This window comes from Kineosphaera limosa NBRC 100340 (assembly GCF_000298215.1).
Taxonomy (GTDB): domain Bacteria; phylum Actinomycetota; class Actinomycetes; order Actinomycetales; family Dermatophilaceae; genus Kineosphaera; species Kineosphaera limosa.
Map to the genome: position 1 here is coordinate 1 of NZ_BAHD01000058.1, position 16,223 is coordinate 16,223.

12 protein-coding genes and 1 tRNA gene are annotated in these 16,223 nt (G+C 71.6%); 5 read left to right on the forward strand and 8 right to left on the reverse strand.

The features are described 5' to 3' along the window. Window positions 1–143 precede the first annotated feature (143 nt). Window positions 144–1,025, reverse strand: a complete 882-nt coding sequence (locus tag KILIM_RS15575; RefSeq protein ID WP_040563595.1) for an SOS response-associated peptidase — start codon at window positions 1,023–1,025, stop codon at window positions 144–146. A gap of 240 nt (window positions 1,026–1,265) precedes the next feature. Between KILIM_RS15575 and aroA the strand changes: the two genes are divergently transcribed. The 4 genes from aroA to KILIM_RS15595 all read left to right on the forward strand — a co-directional run bounded on the left by aroA (window position 1,266) and on the right by KILIM_RS15595 (window position 5,748). Beyond that, entirely contained in the window at window positions 1,266–2,732 is a 1,467-nt protein-coding gene (aroA, locus tag KILIM_RS15580; protein ID WP_006593683.1) for a 3-phosphoshikimate 1-carboxyvinyltransferase, read from the forward strand. Beyond that, window positions 2,729–3,781, forward strand: a complete 1,053-nt coding sequence (gene rsgA / locus KILIM_RS15585; RefSeq protein ID WP_006593684.1) for a ribosome small subunit-dependent GTPase A — start codon at window positions 2,729–2,731, stop codon at window positions 3,779–3,781. Before aroA ends, rsgA begins: the two co-directional genes overlap by 4 nt. A gap of 175 nt (window positions 3,782–3,956) precedes the next feature. Next, window positions 3,957–4,844, forward strand: coding sequence for a polyphosphate kinase 2 (gene ppk2 / locus KILIM_RS15590; RefSeq protein ID WP_006593685.1), 888 nt, complete (start codon window positions 3,957–3,959; stop codon window positions 4,842–4,844). A 76-nt stretch (window positions 4,845–4,920) separates the two neighbouring features. Beyond that, entirely contained in the window at window positions 4,921–5,748 is an 828-nt protein-coding gene (locus tag KILIM_RS15595) for an inositol monophosphatase family protein (protein ID WP_006593686.1), read from the forward strand. A gap of 70 nt (window positions 5,749–5,818) precedes the next feature. On the opposite strand, the gene KILIM_RS15600 is transcribed toward KILIM_RS15595, so the two are convergent. The 5 genes from KILIM_RS15600 to KILIM_RS15620 all read right to left on the reverse strand — a co-directional run bounded on the left by KILIM_RS15600 (window position 5,819) and on the right by KILIM_RS15620 (window position 13,417). Beyond that, entirely contained in the window at window positions 5,819–7,195 is a 1,377-nt protein-coding gene (locus KILIM_RS15600; protein ID WP_006593687.1) for a M16 family metallopeptidase, read from the reverse strand. Then, window positions 7,192–8,592, reverse strand: coding sequence for a M16 family metallopeptidase (locus KILIM_RS15605; RefSeq protein WP_006593688.1), 1,401 nt, complete (start codon window positions 8,590–8,592; stop codon window positions 7,192–7,194). The genes KILIM_RS15600 and KILIM_RS15605 overlap by 4 nt, the downstream gene beginning before the upstream one ends. A 67-nt stretch (window positions 8,593–8,659) precedes the next feature. Beyond that, on the reverse strand, window positions 8,660–10,045 hold the full coding sequence (locus tag KILIM_RS15610; protein ID WP_006593689.1) for an NAD(P)/FAD-dependent oxidoreductase: 1,386 nt from the start codon (window positions 10,043–10,045) through the stop codon (window positions 8,660–8,662). 228 nt (window positions 10,046–10,273) lie between these two features. After that, window positions 10,274–10,350: transfer RNA gene (locus KILIM_RS15615), tRNA-Met, on the reverse strand. A gap of 55 nt (window positions 10,351–10,405) precedes the next feature. Beyond that, complete coding sequence (locus KILIM_RS15620) at window positions 10,406–13,417, reverse strand: UPF0182 family membrane protein (RefSeq protein WP_276511122.1); 3,012 nt, start codon at window positions 13,415–13,417, stop codon at window positions 10,406–10,408. 678 nt (window positions 13,418–14,095) lie between these two features. Between KILIM_RS15620 and KILIM_RS15625 the strand changes: the two genes are divergently transcribed. Beyond that, window positions 14,096–14,611, forward strand: a complete 516-nt coding sequence (locus KILIM_RS15625; RefSeq protein WP_040563591.1) for a PPA1309 family protein — start codon at window positions 14,096–14,098, stop codon at window positions 14,609–14,611. A 62-nt stretch (window positions 14,612–14,673) separates the two neighbouring features. Here KILIM_RS15625 and KILIM_RS15630 read toward each other — a convergent pair whose 3' ends face one another. Next, window positions 14,674–15,729 carry a YlbL family protein gene (locus tag KILIM_RS15630; protein WP_006593692.1) on the reverse strand — a complete coding sequence of 352 codons (1,056 nt, stop codon included), beginning with the start codon at window positions 15,727–15,729 and terminating at the stop codon, window positions 14,674–14,676. Further along, window positions 15,726–16,223: a molybdenum cofactor biosynthesis protein MoaE gene (locus KILIM_RS15635; RefSeq protein ID WP_006593693.1), complete on the reverse strand. Its 498-nt coding sequence runs from the start codon at window positions 16,221–16,223 to the stop codon at window positions 15,726–15,728. Before KILIM_RS15635 ends, KILIM_RS15630 begins: the two co-directional genes overlap by 4 nt.

The following is a 16,223-nucleotide window of genomic DNA, read 5'->3' on the forward strand; positions in this document are numbered from 1 at the left end:
GCTCGGGCCGGTGCCGCCGGCGCCGTGCCCCAGGATGAGGCTGCCGCGCACGGGGATGCCGGGGCCCGGCCGGTGGAGGTAGGCGCGCGCCGGACCGACCGGAGTGGGGATCGTGCGCGTGCTGCGCCGCCCCGGCGCCGGGCTCACCCGAGCACCTCACCGGTCGCAGGATCGACAACGCCGACGAGGTCGGCCGCGCCGACCGGCTCGAGGAGCTCTGGGCCGTTGCTGCGGCTGTTGCCGACGGCCCGCCCCACCGGATAGGCGGCGAACCGGCCGGGTCGCTGCGTTGCCACCAGCGCCTGCACCTGCTCCGCCGGGGCGTCCGGGTCGAGCCAGGCGCCCCACTGGTCGGGGTCGAGCACGAGGGGCTGCCGATCATGGATGCGCTCCAGCCCCGCCTCCGCCGCGGTCGTCACGATCGTGAACGTCGTGAGCCAGGCCAACGGGTCGTCGCGCTCCGCGCCCGGATCGCGCCAGAACTCGAAGAGCCCGGCGAACGTGATCGGCACCCCGTCGGGACGGTGCATGAAGAACGGCTGCTTGCGTGGCTTGCCCTTGGCGTCCGTGGCCACCGGGCTCGTCTGCCACTCGTACCACCCGTCGGCCGGCACCAGCGCGCGGCGCGACGCGATGGCTGCGCGGAAGGCGGGTTTCTCGAAGACCGTCTCCGCCCGGGCGTTCGTCATCCGCGCGCCGACGGCAGGATCCTTGGCCCACGAGGGCACGAGCCCCCACGTCAGCAGCCGCAATTGACGCTGCAATCGACCCTGCCCGCCCTCCGCGTCGGCCTGCCCTGCCAGACCGCCGCTCGCCTCGACCGAGTCACCCTGGTCACGCGGGCGGCGAGCCACCACGACGCGCGCGTTCTTACTCGGCGCCACGTTGTAGTCGGGGTCGCCGGCGGGGGGCGACTGCGCTGACTTCAACACGCTGCGCACGGGGTCGGACGTGCGGTCCACATCGATCTCGAGCGCCTCGATCAACTCGTCGCTGCTGGAGGCAGCTGCATATCGCCCGCACATGGCGCCCCAGGCTAACGGGCGTGCCTGCGGGGCGCCGGTCATCGCCGTGCGGGGAGCGGGCAACTGCCACCTCACCGTCTCGGCGCCGGGGGACTACCGTAGGTAGTCCACGGGTCCGCCTGGCCCGTGAGCGCGCCGGCCCATCGCCCCCGGCGCGGGCGCCGATCATGCGAGGAGAGCCTGACCTGCGATGCATCTATTGCCTCGTCCCACCAACACCGTCAGTCACGGCGGCCGGGCATGAGTGACCACCGCGAGCCCGGCACCGCGGCCGACGACGACTCGGACGCCGGCGACTCCGCGGATCGGCATCTGGACCCCTGGCCCGCCCCACCCGCCGCCGGCGCCTTCGACGCCGTGGTGCAGTTGCCCGGCAGCAAGTCGCTGACCAACCGATTTCTGGTGCTCGCCGCCCTGGCCGGCGACACCTCCCGCATCCGGCGGCCGCTGCGCTCCCGCGACACCCTGCTCATGGCTGATGCGCTGCGCTCCCTGGGCGCGCGCATCGACGACATCCCCGGCGACGAGGACGACTGCGACGACTGGCTGGTCGAGCCGGGCCCGATCCGTGGGCAGACCTCGCTCGACTGCGGCCTGGCGGGCACCGTCATGCGCTTCCTGCCGCCGGTCGCCGCCCTCGCCGACGGCCCCGTGCGCTTCGACGGGGACGCGCACGCCCGCAAGCGACCCATGCGGGCCGGCCTGCTGGCACTGCGCGCCCTCGGCGTCGACGTGCGCGACGAGGGGCGGGCCGCGTTGCCGTTCACGGTCGTGGGCACCGGCGCCGTGCGCGGCGGCCGCGTGAGCCTGGACGCCTCCTCCAGTTCGCAGTTCATCTCTGCGCTGCTGCTCACCGGGGCTCGCTTCACCGAGGGCGTCGAGGTCGTGCATGTCGGCGATCCCGTGCCCAGCGAGCCGCACGTCGCCATGACGGTCGAAGTGCTGCGCGACGCCGGGGTCGACGTCGAGGACCACGAGCCCGACCGCTGGCGCGTCGCTCCCTCGACGATCCACGCCCTCGATGTGCAGGTGGAGCCGGATCTGTCGAATGCCGCCCCCTTCCTGGCCGCCGCGATGGTGACCGGGAGCCGGATCCACCTCCCGGGCTGGCCGCAATACACGACGCAGGCCGGGGACGAGCTGCGCGACATCCTCGACGCCATGGGCGGCGACGTCTCCCTCAGCCGTGAGGGCCTGACGTTGACCGGCCCCCCGACCATCCACGGGGTCGACCTCGATCTGCACGACGCGGGCGAGCTCGCTCCGGTCGTCGCTGCCCTGGCCGCTTTGGCCGACTCCCCCAGCCGACTGCGCGGCATCGCCCACCTACGCGGGCACGAAACCGATCGGCTGGCGGCCCTGGCCACCGAGATCGGCAAGGTCGGCGGCACCGTCGAGGTGCTGCCCGACGGTCTGACGATCCGTCCCGCCCGGCGACCGAGCGCCGCGCGACTGGCGACCTACGCCGACCACCGGATGGCGATGGCTGCGGCGGTGCTCGGCCTGGCCGCCCCCGGCACCCTCGTCGAGGACGTCGGGACGGTCGGCAAGACGCTGCCCACCTTCACCCGACTGTGGGCGGACATGTTGGGACAGACCCAGCGGAACGGCGAGATCGCACAGGAAAGCGTGGAGAAGCGGGGTCAGGGCAGCGGGCAGGACGCTCCGCGATCGCGGGGCGCCTCGACCCGGAACGGCGGCGCGTGAGCCGGCGGGCGCGGGCCTTCGACTACCGGGAATACGACGAGTCGGACGTGCGCGTCCGACCCAATCGACGCGGCAGTCGGCCGCGTACGAAGACGCGGCCCACGCACAAAGACGCCACGCCCGCCCGGGTCCTGGCGGTCGATCGGGGCCGCTACACCCTGCTGGTCCCCGGGCTCGAGCCGGGGCGCACGGTGACGGCGATGAAGGCGCGGGAGCTGGGGCGCAAGGGCGTCGTCGTGGGCGATGCGGTAGCGGTCGTCGGGGACGTCTCCGGTGATCCCGATGCGCTGGCGCGGATCGTGCGGATCGAGCCGCGGCGCTCGGTGCTGCGGCGCACGGCCGACGACACCGACCCGGTCGAGCGGGTCATCGTCGCCAACGCCGACCAGCTGGCGATCGTCACCGCCCTGGCAGATCCCGAGCCGCGGCGCGGGATGATCGACCGCTGCCTCGTCGCCGCGTTCGACGCCGGGCTCGCGCCGCTGTTGGTGCTCACCAAGGCCGATCTCGGCGACCCGCGGGCGTTTCTCGAGGCCTACAGCGAGCTGACCGACGTGCGGGTCGTCGTCACCGCCTCGGACCCGCACGCGCCGAGTGCACCGATCGAGGGCCTCGAGGCGTTGGCGCAGCAACTGCGGGGGCAGGTCACTGTATTCGTCGGGCATTCCGGGGTCGGCAAGTCGACACTGGTCAACGCTCTGGTGCCGACGGCGCACCGGGCCATCGGTGCCGTCAACGACGTGACGGGACGTGGCCGGCACACCTCGACCTCCGCCATCGTGCTGCCGCTGCCCGACGACGACGGCTGGATCGTCGACACCCCCGGGGTGCGCTCGTTCGGGCTGGCCCACGTGCAACCAACGGCGATCGTCACGCACTTTCCCGACCTGGAGCCGGGCACGCAGCACTGCCCACGCGGGTGCAGTCACGACGAACCGGAGTGTGCCCTCGACGAGTTCGTGGCCGCGGGCAACGCCGGTCCGGCCGGCCCGGCCCGGTTGGCGTCCCTGCGAAGGCTGTTGCGCGCCCGCACCGAGCGCGCCGAATAGCCCGCGCGGCGCGACGCAGCACCGGGCCGACCCCGCATCCGCGCTGGTGGCCCCGCGTGGTTGCGGGACGTTCGATTCCCCTGCGAGGTCACTGGGGTGTCACCATGAGGGTCTTGCGCGCCGACCGTGCCCGCCGCCGCTACGGACGAGGCCGATACCGACGAGAGGGACGCCCATGTCTGAGAAAGCCAAGCGCATGAACAAGGCCGTGTACGAGGCCGAGTTGCTGCGGCTGCAGCAGGAGCTCGTGGAGATGCAGGAGTGGATCAAGACCGAGGGCAAACGCCTCGTCGTGATCTTCGAGGGCCGCGACGCCGCCGGTAAGGGCGGCTCGATCAAGCGCATCACGGAGTTCCTCAACCCGCGCATCGCGCAGATCGTGGCGCTGCCGGCCCCGACCGAGCGGCAGACGACCCAGTGGTATTTCCAGCGATACGTCGAGCACCTGCCTGCCGCCGGCGAGATCCGGCTGTTCGACCGCTCCTGGTACAACCGCGCCGGGGTGGAGCGGGTCATGGGCTACTGCACGACCGCGGAGCATCGACGCTTCCTGCGGCAGTGTCCGATCTTCGAGCGGATGCTCATCGAGGACGGCATCATGCTGCGCAAGTACTGGTTCTCGGTGAGCGACGACGAGCAGGAGCGCCGCTTCCGCTCCCGGATGACCGACCCGATGCGCCGTTGGAAGCTCTCCCCCACCGATCTGGAGTCGCTGACCCGCTGGGAGGACTACAGCCGCGCCAAGGACGAGATGTTCGTGCACACCGACATCGCCGAGGCGCGCTGGAACGTCGTGGAGAGCAACGACAAACGGGCCGCGCGGATCAACATGATCGCCCACCTCGTCGACTCCGTGCCTTACCAGCACGTCGAGCAGCCCTACCTGGAGCTGCCGCAACGGCCGCCGTCGACGGGCTACCGACGCACCGACCGGGCCCTGCAGCTGGAGGTGCCCAACCACGCCAAGGCGGTACAGGCGCAAGCGCAGGCGCAGGCGGAGGCCGCCAAGAGCGCCAAGTCGGCCAAGCCCGCCAAGAACAGCAAGGGGTCCAAGAACGGGTAGACGCACGGCCATTCGTGACCGCGCGGCGACGCCCGCCTGCGGCTGAACACGCCGGGTGGGCGATAGGTTGGACCTCGTGCCCGATTACAACGACGACCTGCGGCTGGCCCACGTCCTGGCGGACTCCGTGGAGCGGATCACGATGGCCCGCTTCCGCGCCGCGGACCTGCGGGTCGACGCCAAGCCGGATCTGACCCCCGTCACCGACGCCGACACCGACGCCGAAGAGCTCATCCGCACCCAGCTCAAGCGCGCCCGTTCCCGCGATGCCGTGCTCGGCGAGGAGGGCGGCGAGACCGGCGGCGGGTCGCGCAAGTGGATCATCGACCCGATCGACGGCACGAAGAACTACGTCCGCGGCGTGCCCGTGTGGGCGACCCTCATTGCGCTCTACGACAACAACGAGCCGGCCATCGGGCTCGTTGCGGCGCCCGCGTTGGGCCGCCGCTGGTGGGCGGCGCTCGGCACCGGGGCCTGGACCGGCCGCAGCCTGTCCAGCGCGCAGCGCCTCGGGGTCTCCGGCGTGCGGGCGGTCGGCGATGCGTCGCTGTCGTACTCCAGCCTCGGTGGCTGGCGCAAGGCCGGGCGCTTCGACCAGTTCGTCACCCTCGCCGACCGCTGCTGGCGCACCCGGGCCTACGGCGACTTTTGGTCCTACATGCTGCTGGCCGACGGCGGCGTCGACATCGCGTGCGAGCCGGAGCTGGCCGTGTACGACATGGCCGCGCTCGTGCCGATCGTCACCGAGGCAGGCGGCCGGTTCACCTCTCTCGACGGTCAGCCCGGCCCGTGGGGCAACAACGCGCTGGCGACCAACGGCCATCTGCACGACGCCGTGCTCGAGAGCTTGCAGGCCTCCGCGGAGGCCGAGTCGGCACCGCAGGAGTCCGTCAGCCGCACCTGATCGGCACGACGCCGGCACCCTGCCGGCGCCCGGGGCCCGCGCCGCCACGCCCTCTCACACGACCTCGCGCTCAGCGGTCGATGACTCGCACCGCGCCCAGGCCGCGCTCGTCGGCCAGCCGCTCCAGGCCGGGGCCGACGGCCTCGGCGTCGCCCACCACGATCGTCGTCCACTGCGCGTCGGTGTCGGCGACGACGGACCGGTAGGCGCGGCGAAGCCGCTTGGGGGTCAGTTCGCGCATCTGCCGCAAGGTGCGCGTGGTGTGCTCGGTGTCCAGACCCTCCAGCGCCCGCGAGACCGCCTCGTCGGCCACCGAGTCGGCCGTGGCGTACCGACCGGGGGCCGTCTCGCAGAGAAAGTCGATACCCGCGCGGGCCTCGTCGCCGGTGAACCCGTCGCGAGCCGCGCGCAGGATGTCGAACGTCGCCCCGAGAGCCTCCGCCGTGACATCCGCCCGCACCGAACCGCTCGCGACGAACAGGCCCGACCCGACGCGCGGGCGGAACCCGGCGCGCATGCCGTAGGTGTACCCCAACTCTTCGCGCAGCACGGCGTCCAGCCGGGCCTGCGGCGCTCCGCCGATGAGGAACGCCAACACCGGATAGGGAGCCCAGCCGCCCTCGACCTCGCGACTGGGGCCGGGGCAGCCGAGGTGCAATTCGCTCTGCACGGCCCCGGGCCGATGCACGAGCACGATGCCCGTCGCGTCGTCGGCACGCGCGGCCGTGGGGACCGGTGCGGGGGCCTGTCGGTCGGCCGGATCAGACCAGGCACCCAGCCCGGCCTCCAACTCCGCCTCGATGTCGACGCCGGACAGGTCGCCGGCCAGGATCACGGTGCCGCCGACCGGGCCGAGGTGCCGGGCGTGGTACTCCCGCAACGCCGCTGGGGTAATGGCCGCGACGGTCTGCGCGCTACCCCCGGTCGGCCGCGACACCCGGGAGTCGCTGCGATAGTAGGCGCGGACGAATTCGATCGCGGCCCGCTGCCCCGGTGAGGCGAGCTCCTGCTCGATGTCGGCCAGGCGGGCGCGCACCCCGCGGCGCACCTCGGCCTCCCCGAAAGCGGGCTCGGCCAGGGCCTGGCGTAGCAGGTCGAGGGCGTCGCCGAAGCGGCGCTTGGGTACGTCCATGTCGACGACGAAGCCGCGCTCTCCCACCCCGGCGGCCAGGGCCACTCCCCGGCGTTCGAGCAGTTCGGCCATCTCTTCGGCCGACCACCGCTGGGTGCCCTCGTCCAGCGTCCGGGCCATCAGGGTGCCGATGCCCTCCACGGCGGGCGGCTCGCTAGGCAGCGGCAGCGGCACCGCGAGCCGCACCGACAGCACATGCTGGCCGGGCAGGTCGAACGAGAGCGCGGTCAGCCCGTTGTCGAGGTCGGTGCGGCGCGGCACCGGAAAGCTCCACGAGCGCGCCGGACTCACGGAGGGGCGCTTGGCCGTCTTCATCGGGCACCGCCTGCCATGAGTCCGCCCAGCGCGCCGGTCGCGGAGTCGTTTGTGGAGTCCGTTGAAGCGCCGGCCGCTGTGCCGGTTGCTGCGATGGCCGCCACTGCGGCGCCCTCACTGTGGCGGGCCGGCTCCCCCGGGGTGTAGCTCACGGTCGCCCGTGCGTGCGGCCGCAGCCAGGCCGACGCGGCCTCCCCCACCTGATCGGCGCTGACCGCCGCCGTGCGGTCGAGCAGGGTGTTGATGGCGCGCGGGTCGTCGAAGAGCAGCGTCGTGCGGCTGATGTGGTCCGCCCGCTCCTCCAGGGCCGCCAGCGAACTGAGCCAGGCCCGCTCGTTCTGCGCGACGACCGCCTCCATCTCGGCCACTGTCGGGCCTTGATCGGCGAACGCCTCCAGTTGCGCGCAGAGCTCCTCCTCGATACGCGCCGACTCGACCCCGGCCGCCGCCTCCGCGACGAAGAAGCCGAGGGAGACGTTGTCGACCAGGCCCATCGAGGCTCCGGAGAGGTGGGTGCACAGTTCGAGTTCACGCACGAGCCGCCGCTCCAGCCGCGAGATCGTCAGGCCGGCGAGGGCGTCGATGGCGGCCGAGGCGGCGAAGAACTCGGCCGTGTCGTCGACCGGGAGCCGGAAGCCCAGGTAGAGGCGGGCGGCCGGCACGTCGTCGACGACGTCGACCCGCACGGGCGTGCTGCGCGGCGGCACGGCCGGCGTCAGGGGCGGCTGCGGCACCGGGGCGTCGGCGATCTGACCGAAGTACTTCTGCGCCCCGGCGAAGCCCTCGCGGGGCGTGAGGTCGCCGGCGAGGGTGAGCACCGTGTTGCTGGGGCGGTACCAGGTGCTGAAGAAGTCGTGCACGTCCTGCAGCGTCGCCGCGTCGAGGTCGGCCATCGAACCGATCGTCGGATGGCTGTAGGGATGGCCCTGCGGAAAGACCGCGGCGTACAGCTGACTCAGCGCCTGGCCGTAGGGCACGTTGTCGTACCGCTGCCGCTTCTCCTCCTTGACGACATCCCGCTGGTTGTCGAGGTTCTCCTGGGTCACCGCGGCCAGCAGGTTGCCGTGCCGGTCGGCCTCCATCCACAACGCCAGGTCGAGGGCTCCGGCGGGCAGCGTCTCGAAGTAGTTGGTGCGGTCGAACCAGGTCGTGGCGTTGAGGCGGGCGCCGTGGCCCATGAGCACCGAGAAGTGCTCGCCGGAGGCGACATTCTTCGACCCCTGAAACATGAGGTGCTCGAAGAGGTGCGCGAAGCCGGTGCGCCCCGGGGGCTCGTGCCGCGAACCGACCCCCACCCACAGGTTGACGGCGACGACCGGCACGCTGTGGTCTTCGTTGACCACGACGCGCAGGCCGTTGCCGAGGGTGTGCTCGGCGATCTCGTAGGCAAGCGGCATTCCACCACATTAGGTGGCGCCGCCCGCGGCTAGAGCAGCGCCCACGCGGATCAGGCCACCTGGATGCTCAATCCCACTGCCGCGGGGCCTTCTCCTCCTGCACGACCTTGTCGCCGCGCAACAGCGGACCGGAGATGTTCTGGCCCAACTGCTTGAGGGCCAGACGGCCGACGAGCTGCTGGTTGGTGGTGACTCGCTCGGCGCGGCCGTTGCCGAGAAAGGTGATGACCCAGTGCAGGAGGGTCGTGACGCGGGCCTTGAAGCCGACCATGGCCAGCAGGTGCACGGCCAGCCACATCACCCAGGCCGAGAAGCCGGCCAACCGCAGCTTGCCGATGCTGGCGATCGCGTTGAACTTGCTGATCGTGGCCATGCTGCCCTTGTCGACGTACTTGAACGCGCCGGGCTCCTGCTCGCCGCGCAGCCGCGCCAGGATCTTGCGGGCCGCGTGCTGGCCGCCCTGGATGGCGCCCTGCGCCACGCCGGGGACGCCCTCGACGAACGCCAGGTCACCGACGACGAAGACCTCCGGGTGCCCCGGGAGAGTCAGATCGGGCTGCACCTTGACGCGACCCGCGCGATCCAGCTCGGCCCCCGCGGCGTCGGCGACCACCTTGCCCAGCGCGTTGCCCTGCACGCCCGCGGCCCACACCTTGCACGCCGATTCGATGCGCTCGGTGCTGCCGTCCTTGTGCTTGACGGTCAACCCGGTGTCGTCGACATCGGTGACCAGGGCGTTGAGCTTCACCTCGACCCCCATGTCCTCCAGGGCCTTCTTGGCCTTGCCGCCGAGCCGGTCACCGAAGGCACCGAGCACCGTCGGGGCTCCGTCGAGCAGGATGACGCGGGCGTCGCGGGAGTCGATGCGGCGGAACTCGCGGGCCAAGGTGGTGTTCGCCAACTCCCGGATCTGCCCGGCCATCTCCACGCCGGTCGGGCCGGCGCCGATGACGACGAAGGTCAGCAGCCGCTCCTTGTCTTGCGGGCTCTCCTCCATCTCGGCCAGCTCGAACGCGCCGAAGATGCGCGAGCGCAGCTCGAGGGCGTCGTCGATGGACTTCATGCCCGGCGCGAAGACCGCGAAGTGGTCGTTGCCGAAGTAGGACTGCCCGGCGCCGGCAGCGACGATCAGCGAGTCGTAGGGCAGCACCGTCTCCTTGTCGTGGAAGCGGGAGGTGACGGTCTTGTGCTCCAGGTCGATGTCGGTGACCAGGCCCTGGATGACGCGCGCGTTGCTCTGGCGGCGCAGGATCTCGCGGGTCGGCGGGGCGATCTCGCCCTCGGACAGGATGCCCGTGGCCACCTGGTAGAGCAGCGGCTGGAACAGGTGATGGCTCGTCTTGCCGACGAGCGTGACCTTGGTGTCGGGAGCGTCCAGTGCTTTCGTCGCGAACAGACCCCCGAAGCCGGAGCCGATGACGACGACGTTGTGACGGTCACGCGAAGGGAACATGCGGGGAGTCTCCTGAGGTCTCGAACGGCTGGACCATCCTGTCAGCCCTCCCCCGCAAGGGCCGACCCCTGACGCCCCTGTCCCGCATATCGGTCATCCTCCGTGCGCAACACGCAGGAGGTCGCCTGGCGCGAGGTCGCCCGCAGTCCGGTACCCCACCAACGGCACCACGGACGACGGAAGGCCCGGACCTTGCGGTCCGGGCCTTCCGTTAATCCGACGGGATTTTGGTAGCGGGGGCAGGATTTGAACCTGCGACCTCCGGGTTATGAGCCCGGCGAGCTACCGAGCTGCTCCACCCCGCGTCGGTGATCCCTACTCTACGCGGAGTACAGCGAGCGTCCAAATCGGGTGTCGGGCTCAGCCTCCCGTGCCGGTCGGGGTGGGGGTGGCAGTCGGCGTTGCCGTCGGCGTGGCCGTCGGGCTGGCGGTCCCGGTGGCCGCATTGCCCGGCTCGATCGCACCGCCCTCGGGCTGCAGCGCCATCGCCTCCGCGATGGCCTTGGACATGGCCTCCTGAGCGCGCCCGTAGGCCTCCCAGTCGCCGGCCTTCATCGCTGCCTCGCCGGCCTTGAACTGCCGGTCGACCTCGACGAGTGCCGCCCGCAGCTCCGCCGGCGTGCCCGGCTGCCCGGTCGGCGCCGGAGTGGGCGACGGGCTCGCACCCGGCGTCCCCCCACCTGGGGTCACCTCGGCGTCACCGGCCTGGGCTCCCGAGCTGCCGCCGAAGAGCTGGTCGAGCGAGGAGTCCAGCGTGTTGCCCCACGCGATCTTGTTACCGAACGACACGACGACCGCCTGCAACAGCGGATAGCCCGAGTCCCGCCCGGAGACGTAGATCGGCTGCACGTACAACAACCCGCCACCCACCGGCAGCGTCAGCAGGTTTCCACGCTGCACCCGACTACCGGTCTGGGAGATGTTGAGGAAGTTGTTCAGCGTCATCGGGAAGTCGACCGACGGCGTGTTCGAGGAGTTGATCTGGTTCTGCACCTGGCTCGGTCCAGGCACGTTGGTCGCGCTCGGCAGATCCAGCAGGCGCATCTTGCCGTAGTCCTCCCGGCGCACCCCGGCTTCGCTGCCCGCGTCCGAATCGACGGCCAGGAAGCCCGTCAAGAACGGTCGGTCGTCACCGATCGGCGAGAACGACGTCGTCAGGGAGAACGACGGCTCGTCCTGCTCCGGCATCCGGATCGAGAGGTAGTACGGCGGTTGGCCCTCGCCCGCAGCGCCCGCCTCGGCGCGCGTCGGGTCGACCGGCACCTTCCAGTACTCACCGCCACCGAAGAAGGTGCCCGGGTCGGTCACGTGGTAGCGGGCCAACAGCTCCCGCTGCACCTTGAACAGGTCCTCCGGGTAGCGCAGGTGACTCATGAGGTCGCCACTGATCTCGCTCATCGGCGACAACGTGTTGCCGAACGCCGACGACCACGCCTTGAGCACCGGGTCTTGGTCGTCCCACGTGTACAGCTTCACGGTGCCGTCGTAGGCGTCCACCGTGGCCTTGACCGAGTTACGGATGTAGTTGACCTGCCCCGCGCGCACCTGCTGCACGCTCTGGGTCCGCGTCGTCACCGCGTCGGCGGTCGCCGTGTCGAGGCTCTGCAGCTTGCTGTACGGGTACGACGCGGACGTCGTGTACCCGTCGAGGATCCACTTCACCCGCCCGTCGACCACCGAGGGGTAGGCGTTGCCGTCCAGCGTCAGCCACGGCGCGACCCGCTCGATCCGCTCCCGCGGCTGGCGGTGATCCAGGATCGTGGAGAAGTCGCCCACCTGCTCGGACAGCAGCAGCTGATACGCCCGGTACTTCACGGCGTAGGCGGCCCGCTTGAAGATGTTGTCCATCGCCACGCCGCCACCGTTGGCGTAGGTGAACCGCTGCTCACCCTCGGCGCTCTGGTAGTCGATCTCGCGTGGCGGCGCCCCCTCGGGGGCACCGACGACCGAGTAGTTCGTCGTGCGCTCACCGAAGTAGATGCGCGGCTCGAACGGGGTCAGCGGGCCGCGCGGCGGGATGTCGCGGGTGAAGAAGTCGGGCTCGCCGTCGGCGGTGCGCCGGTTGCCGTAGGCCGTCACCAGGCCGTAACCGTGCGTGTACACCGTGTGGTCGTTGACCCAGTTGCGCTGCGGCACCCCTTCGAGGTTGAGCTCGCGCGCGGCGACCACCGTGTCCTGCGGCGGGCCGCCGTCGATCGAGTACCGGTCGACGTCGAGCACGTCGGGGAACTGGTAGTACTGCCGCAGGCCCTGCATCTGCGTGAACGTCGGGCTCACGATGAGCGGGTCGAGGATGCGGATACCCGGGATCGTCGCCGCGTCCTCGCGCAGCTGCCCCGGCGTCGCATCGGTCTCGGCCTGATATTGGGTCTTCTCCATATCCGAGAGCCCGTAGGCCTGCAGCGTGGCCTGGATGTTCTTCTCGATGAACGGAGCCTCCAGCGCCGCCTCGTTAGGCCGCACTCGCAGGCTCTGCACCGCCATCGGGTACAGCCCGCCGACGACCACCGACATGACGAGCAGCATCGCGACACCGATGATCGGCAGCCGCCACGAGGTGGTCCAGATCGTCGCGATGAACAGCACCGCGCACAACAGCGCGGCGATGGCCAGGATCGTCTTGGTCGGCAGCACCGCGTACTGGTCGGCGTACGTCAGACCGGTGATCCGCGTGGAGTCGCGAACGGTCAGCTGGTACCGCTCCAGCCAGTAGCCGGCCGCCCGCACGAGCACGAGCGCGGCGCCCAGCAGCGACAGGTGCACCCGCGCGGCCTTCGTCGTGTGGGGGCCCCGGCCGCCCAACTGCAGGCCGCCGTAGATGTAGTGCGTCAACGCTGCCGCCATGAGCGCCAGCACGAGGCCCATCGTCAGGAACGAGACGATGAACATCAGCCACGGCAGCGTGAAGACGTAGAACCCGTTGTCCAGGCCGAATGTCGGGTCCTGCGTGCCGAAGTCCTGCCGGTTCAGCCACAGCAGCACCAACCGCCACTGGCTGGCGGCGGCCGCGCCGGCGAACGCGCCGAGCACCAGCGGCGCCGCAACCAGCGCCATCCGGCGCAGCGGGTCGATGAGCTCGCGGTAGCGGTCCAGGGCCTCCTGCTGCGGCGTACTCGGCGCGTACAGCGGCCGAGTGCGATAGCCGACGAGCAGGCTGGAGGCGACGAGCAACGCCACGATGAGGCCACCGACCACGAACAGCCCGGCCTGCGTACCCAGCTGGGTCCACAAGACCCGCGAGAAGCCGACCGACTCGTACCACAGCACCTCGGTCCAGAACTGCGACGCCGCCGTCAGGACCCCGGCGAGGATGACGAGCACCGCCAGCGTCGTGGCCAACGGACCGGGGCGCCGACGCGGACCTGAGCCCATCGGGCCCACGCGCATCCCGGGGCCACCGGGACCACCGGGGCGACCGGGCCCGCCTGGACCACCGGGAACACCCGGACCAGGGCGGCTGGGACCGGTCGGCCCCGACCCGCCGGGGCCGCCAGAGCCCTGTCCCGGACCGCTCGAACCGCCCTGGCCCCCAGCGCCACCAGGGCGCCCCGGACCCATGCTGAAGCCGCCCAGGCCACCGGGGAAGCGGAACGGATTGCCCGCACCGCGCGAACCCCCCGACCCACCCGACTCGCCGGGGTCACCCGGGCCGGGTCGGCCGGCTCCCTCCGAACCGCCCGGTCGATCGTCGCCGCGGCCCGGCTCCTGCGGGCCTGCGCCCTGGTCCTTGTCGTCACTCACGCTGATCGCCGTCCCACTCGCCCACGCCACAGCCCATTTCGTCCGCGCCTCGATGAAGCCACTCCACACCGAATCCGGCCGCGCCGCGGCCTCGCGGATTCGGTCGCCCCACCGTACCTACCGGCACCGGTCGCCCATGACCGTTGGGAAACGGTCCGGAGCGGGCGCCGAGACCACGGCCGGGTCACGTCACGGGACAAGTATCGAACAGACGCGCCCGCGCCGCCGCACGGCCCCGGCGCAGGCGCGTCGAGACGCCGATCTGTGCCCGCCCCAGCCGCAGCCGCCCGGGTCGGGCACAGTGGGCGTGTGAACCCGCTGCTACCTCCGCTGCTGTCTTGTGCGCGCGACATAGAACGGCACGTCGCCGCCGCCGGTTGGGACCAACCGGCCCGCCTGTTCGCCCTCGTCCCCACCGCGCAGCTGCGCGCCGCCCAACCGCACTTGGCCCAGCTGAGCGAGGAGGACGACGACGCGCTCAGCGCCATCGAGCAGGAGGATCTGCCCCCTGCTGACTCCGTCGAGACCCTGCTGGCGCAACTCGCGTGGCCCCCCGAGGTCGACGGCATCGCCCTGGCGGTCGAGCGGATCGTGCTGCCGCCGCAGGCGCAGGCAGACCTGCCGCGGACCGATGCGGAGGCACTGGCCGCCGTCGCGCAGCACCCCGACCGCCAGGACGTGCGACTCTTGGTGGCCGTGCGCCGCGACGGCTCGGCGACCTGCCTGCTGCGCCAGCGGGCCCACGACAGCGACGACCAGGTAGCCGTCGGTCAAGACATCGCACCGGGCCTGGTGGAGGCGCTGTCCGCAACCCTGCAGGACTGAGCCCGCCCAACTCGGCGCGCCGATGACGCGCTGGGATTACGGGGTGGGATTACGGGGTGGGATTACGGGGTGCAGGTGGGCACGCGGTCGCCCTGGCCTGCGCCGATCTGCTCCACGGCCTGCCGGGCCTCGTCGAAGGTGGCGACCTTGGCCACCTGTAGACCGTCCGGGATATTGCCGACGACCTCGGCGCAGTCGGCTGCCGGGGCCAAGAACCAGGTGGCCCCGGCATCCGCTGCGCCGACGAGCTTGTGGGTGATGCCGCCGATCGGGCCGACCGCCCCGTCGATGCCCACGGTGCCGGTACCGGCGATCTTCTGGCCGCCGGTCAGTGGGCCGGGAGTGACCTTGTCGTAGACGGCGAGCGCGAACATCATGCCCGCCGAGGGTCCGCCGACGTTGCCCGCGTCGATGGCCACGTCGATGGAGTCGTCGAATTTCGCCTCCAGGCCGATCCCCACCATCCGACGGCCCTGGTCGATCCGCGTCGGCACGGCAACGTCGATCTCCTGCCCGGATCGCCGGACGCGCAGCGTGGCGGTCGAGCCGCCCTCCTGGATCAGCGACGACACCTGCGACGCGCGGGTCACGGCCGTGCCGTTGACCGCCAGGACGATGTCGTCGGCGTGCAGCCGGCCGGCCGCCGGGCCGTCCGCCAGCACCTGAGCCACGACCGCCTGCTCCGGTTTGCCGATGGCGCGCAACGCGACGGCCGCCGCGTTGTGCTGCGAGCCGGCCATCTGCGCCGCCGTGCGCTCCTGCACCTGCTGGCGCGTGGTGTCCGGCGGGTACAGCTCGTCGCGGCGCCGGATCTCGGCGCCGGGGTCGAGGAAGGCGGCGAGCAGGTCCCAGGTGGTGATCTCGAAGCCCGGCCCGCCGTACTGCGCGACCGTGGTCAGGTCCAGGGTGCCGGTCGTCGGATAGGTCGGGATGCCGGTGACGCGCACCAGATCGTGGCCGTCCGTCGTCCCCAGCGTGTCGAACACCGGCCCGGCGCGCAGGATGACGTACGGCGGCCGGTAGAGCAGGCCGGCCACGGCGATGGCCAGCACGACCAGGAGGGCGATGAGGCGGTTGCGGGTGCGCGGGCTCAGCTGCCAGGAGACGCGGGGGCTCACGGGGTGCCCACCCACTCGTCGGAACCGTCGTCGAAGACCTGGTGTTTCCAGATCGGCACCCGCGCCTTGAGGGTGTCGATGAAGTCGCGTCCGGCCGCGAACGCCTCACCTCGGTGCGCCGCGCCGACGGCCAGGACCACGGCGAGATCCCCCACGGCCAGGTCGCCGACGCGGTGCGTTGCCGCCACCGCGACGACCCCGTCCCGCTCGGCGATCTCGCGCGCCACCTGCGCCAGCACGCGCTCGGCGCTGGGATGAGCGGAGTACCCCAGCGCCAGCACGCCGCGGCCACCGTCGTGGTCGCGCACCAGGCCGGTGAACGTCACGATGCCACCGACCCCAGGAGCCTGCACCGCCGACGTCACCTCATCGAGGCTCAGCGGTTGATCACGCACCGCCACCAGCCGCACCTTGCTGTCGGGGCCGGCGTGCTCGTGACCGGCAGCGACGCGCCCGTCGCTGCCGCCGGACTCGTCGGTATCCCGCACTGCCAC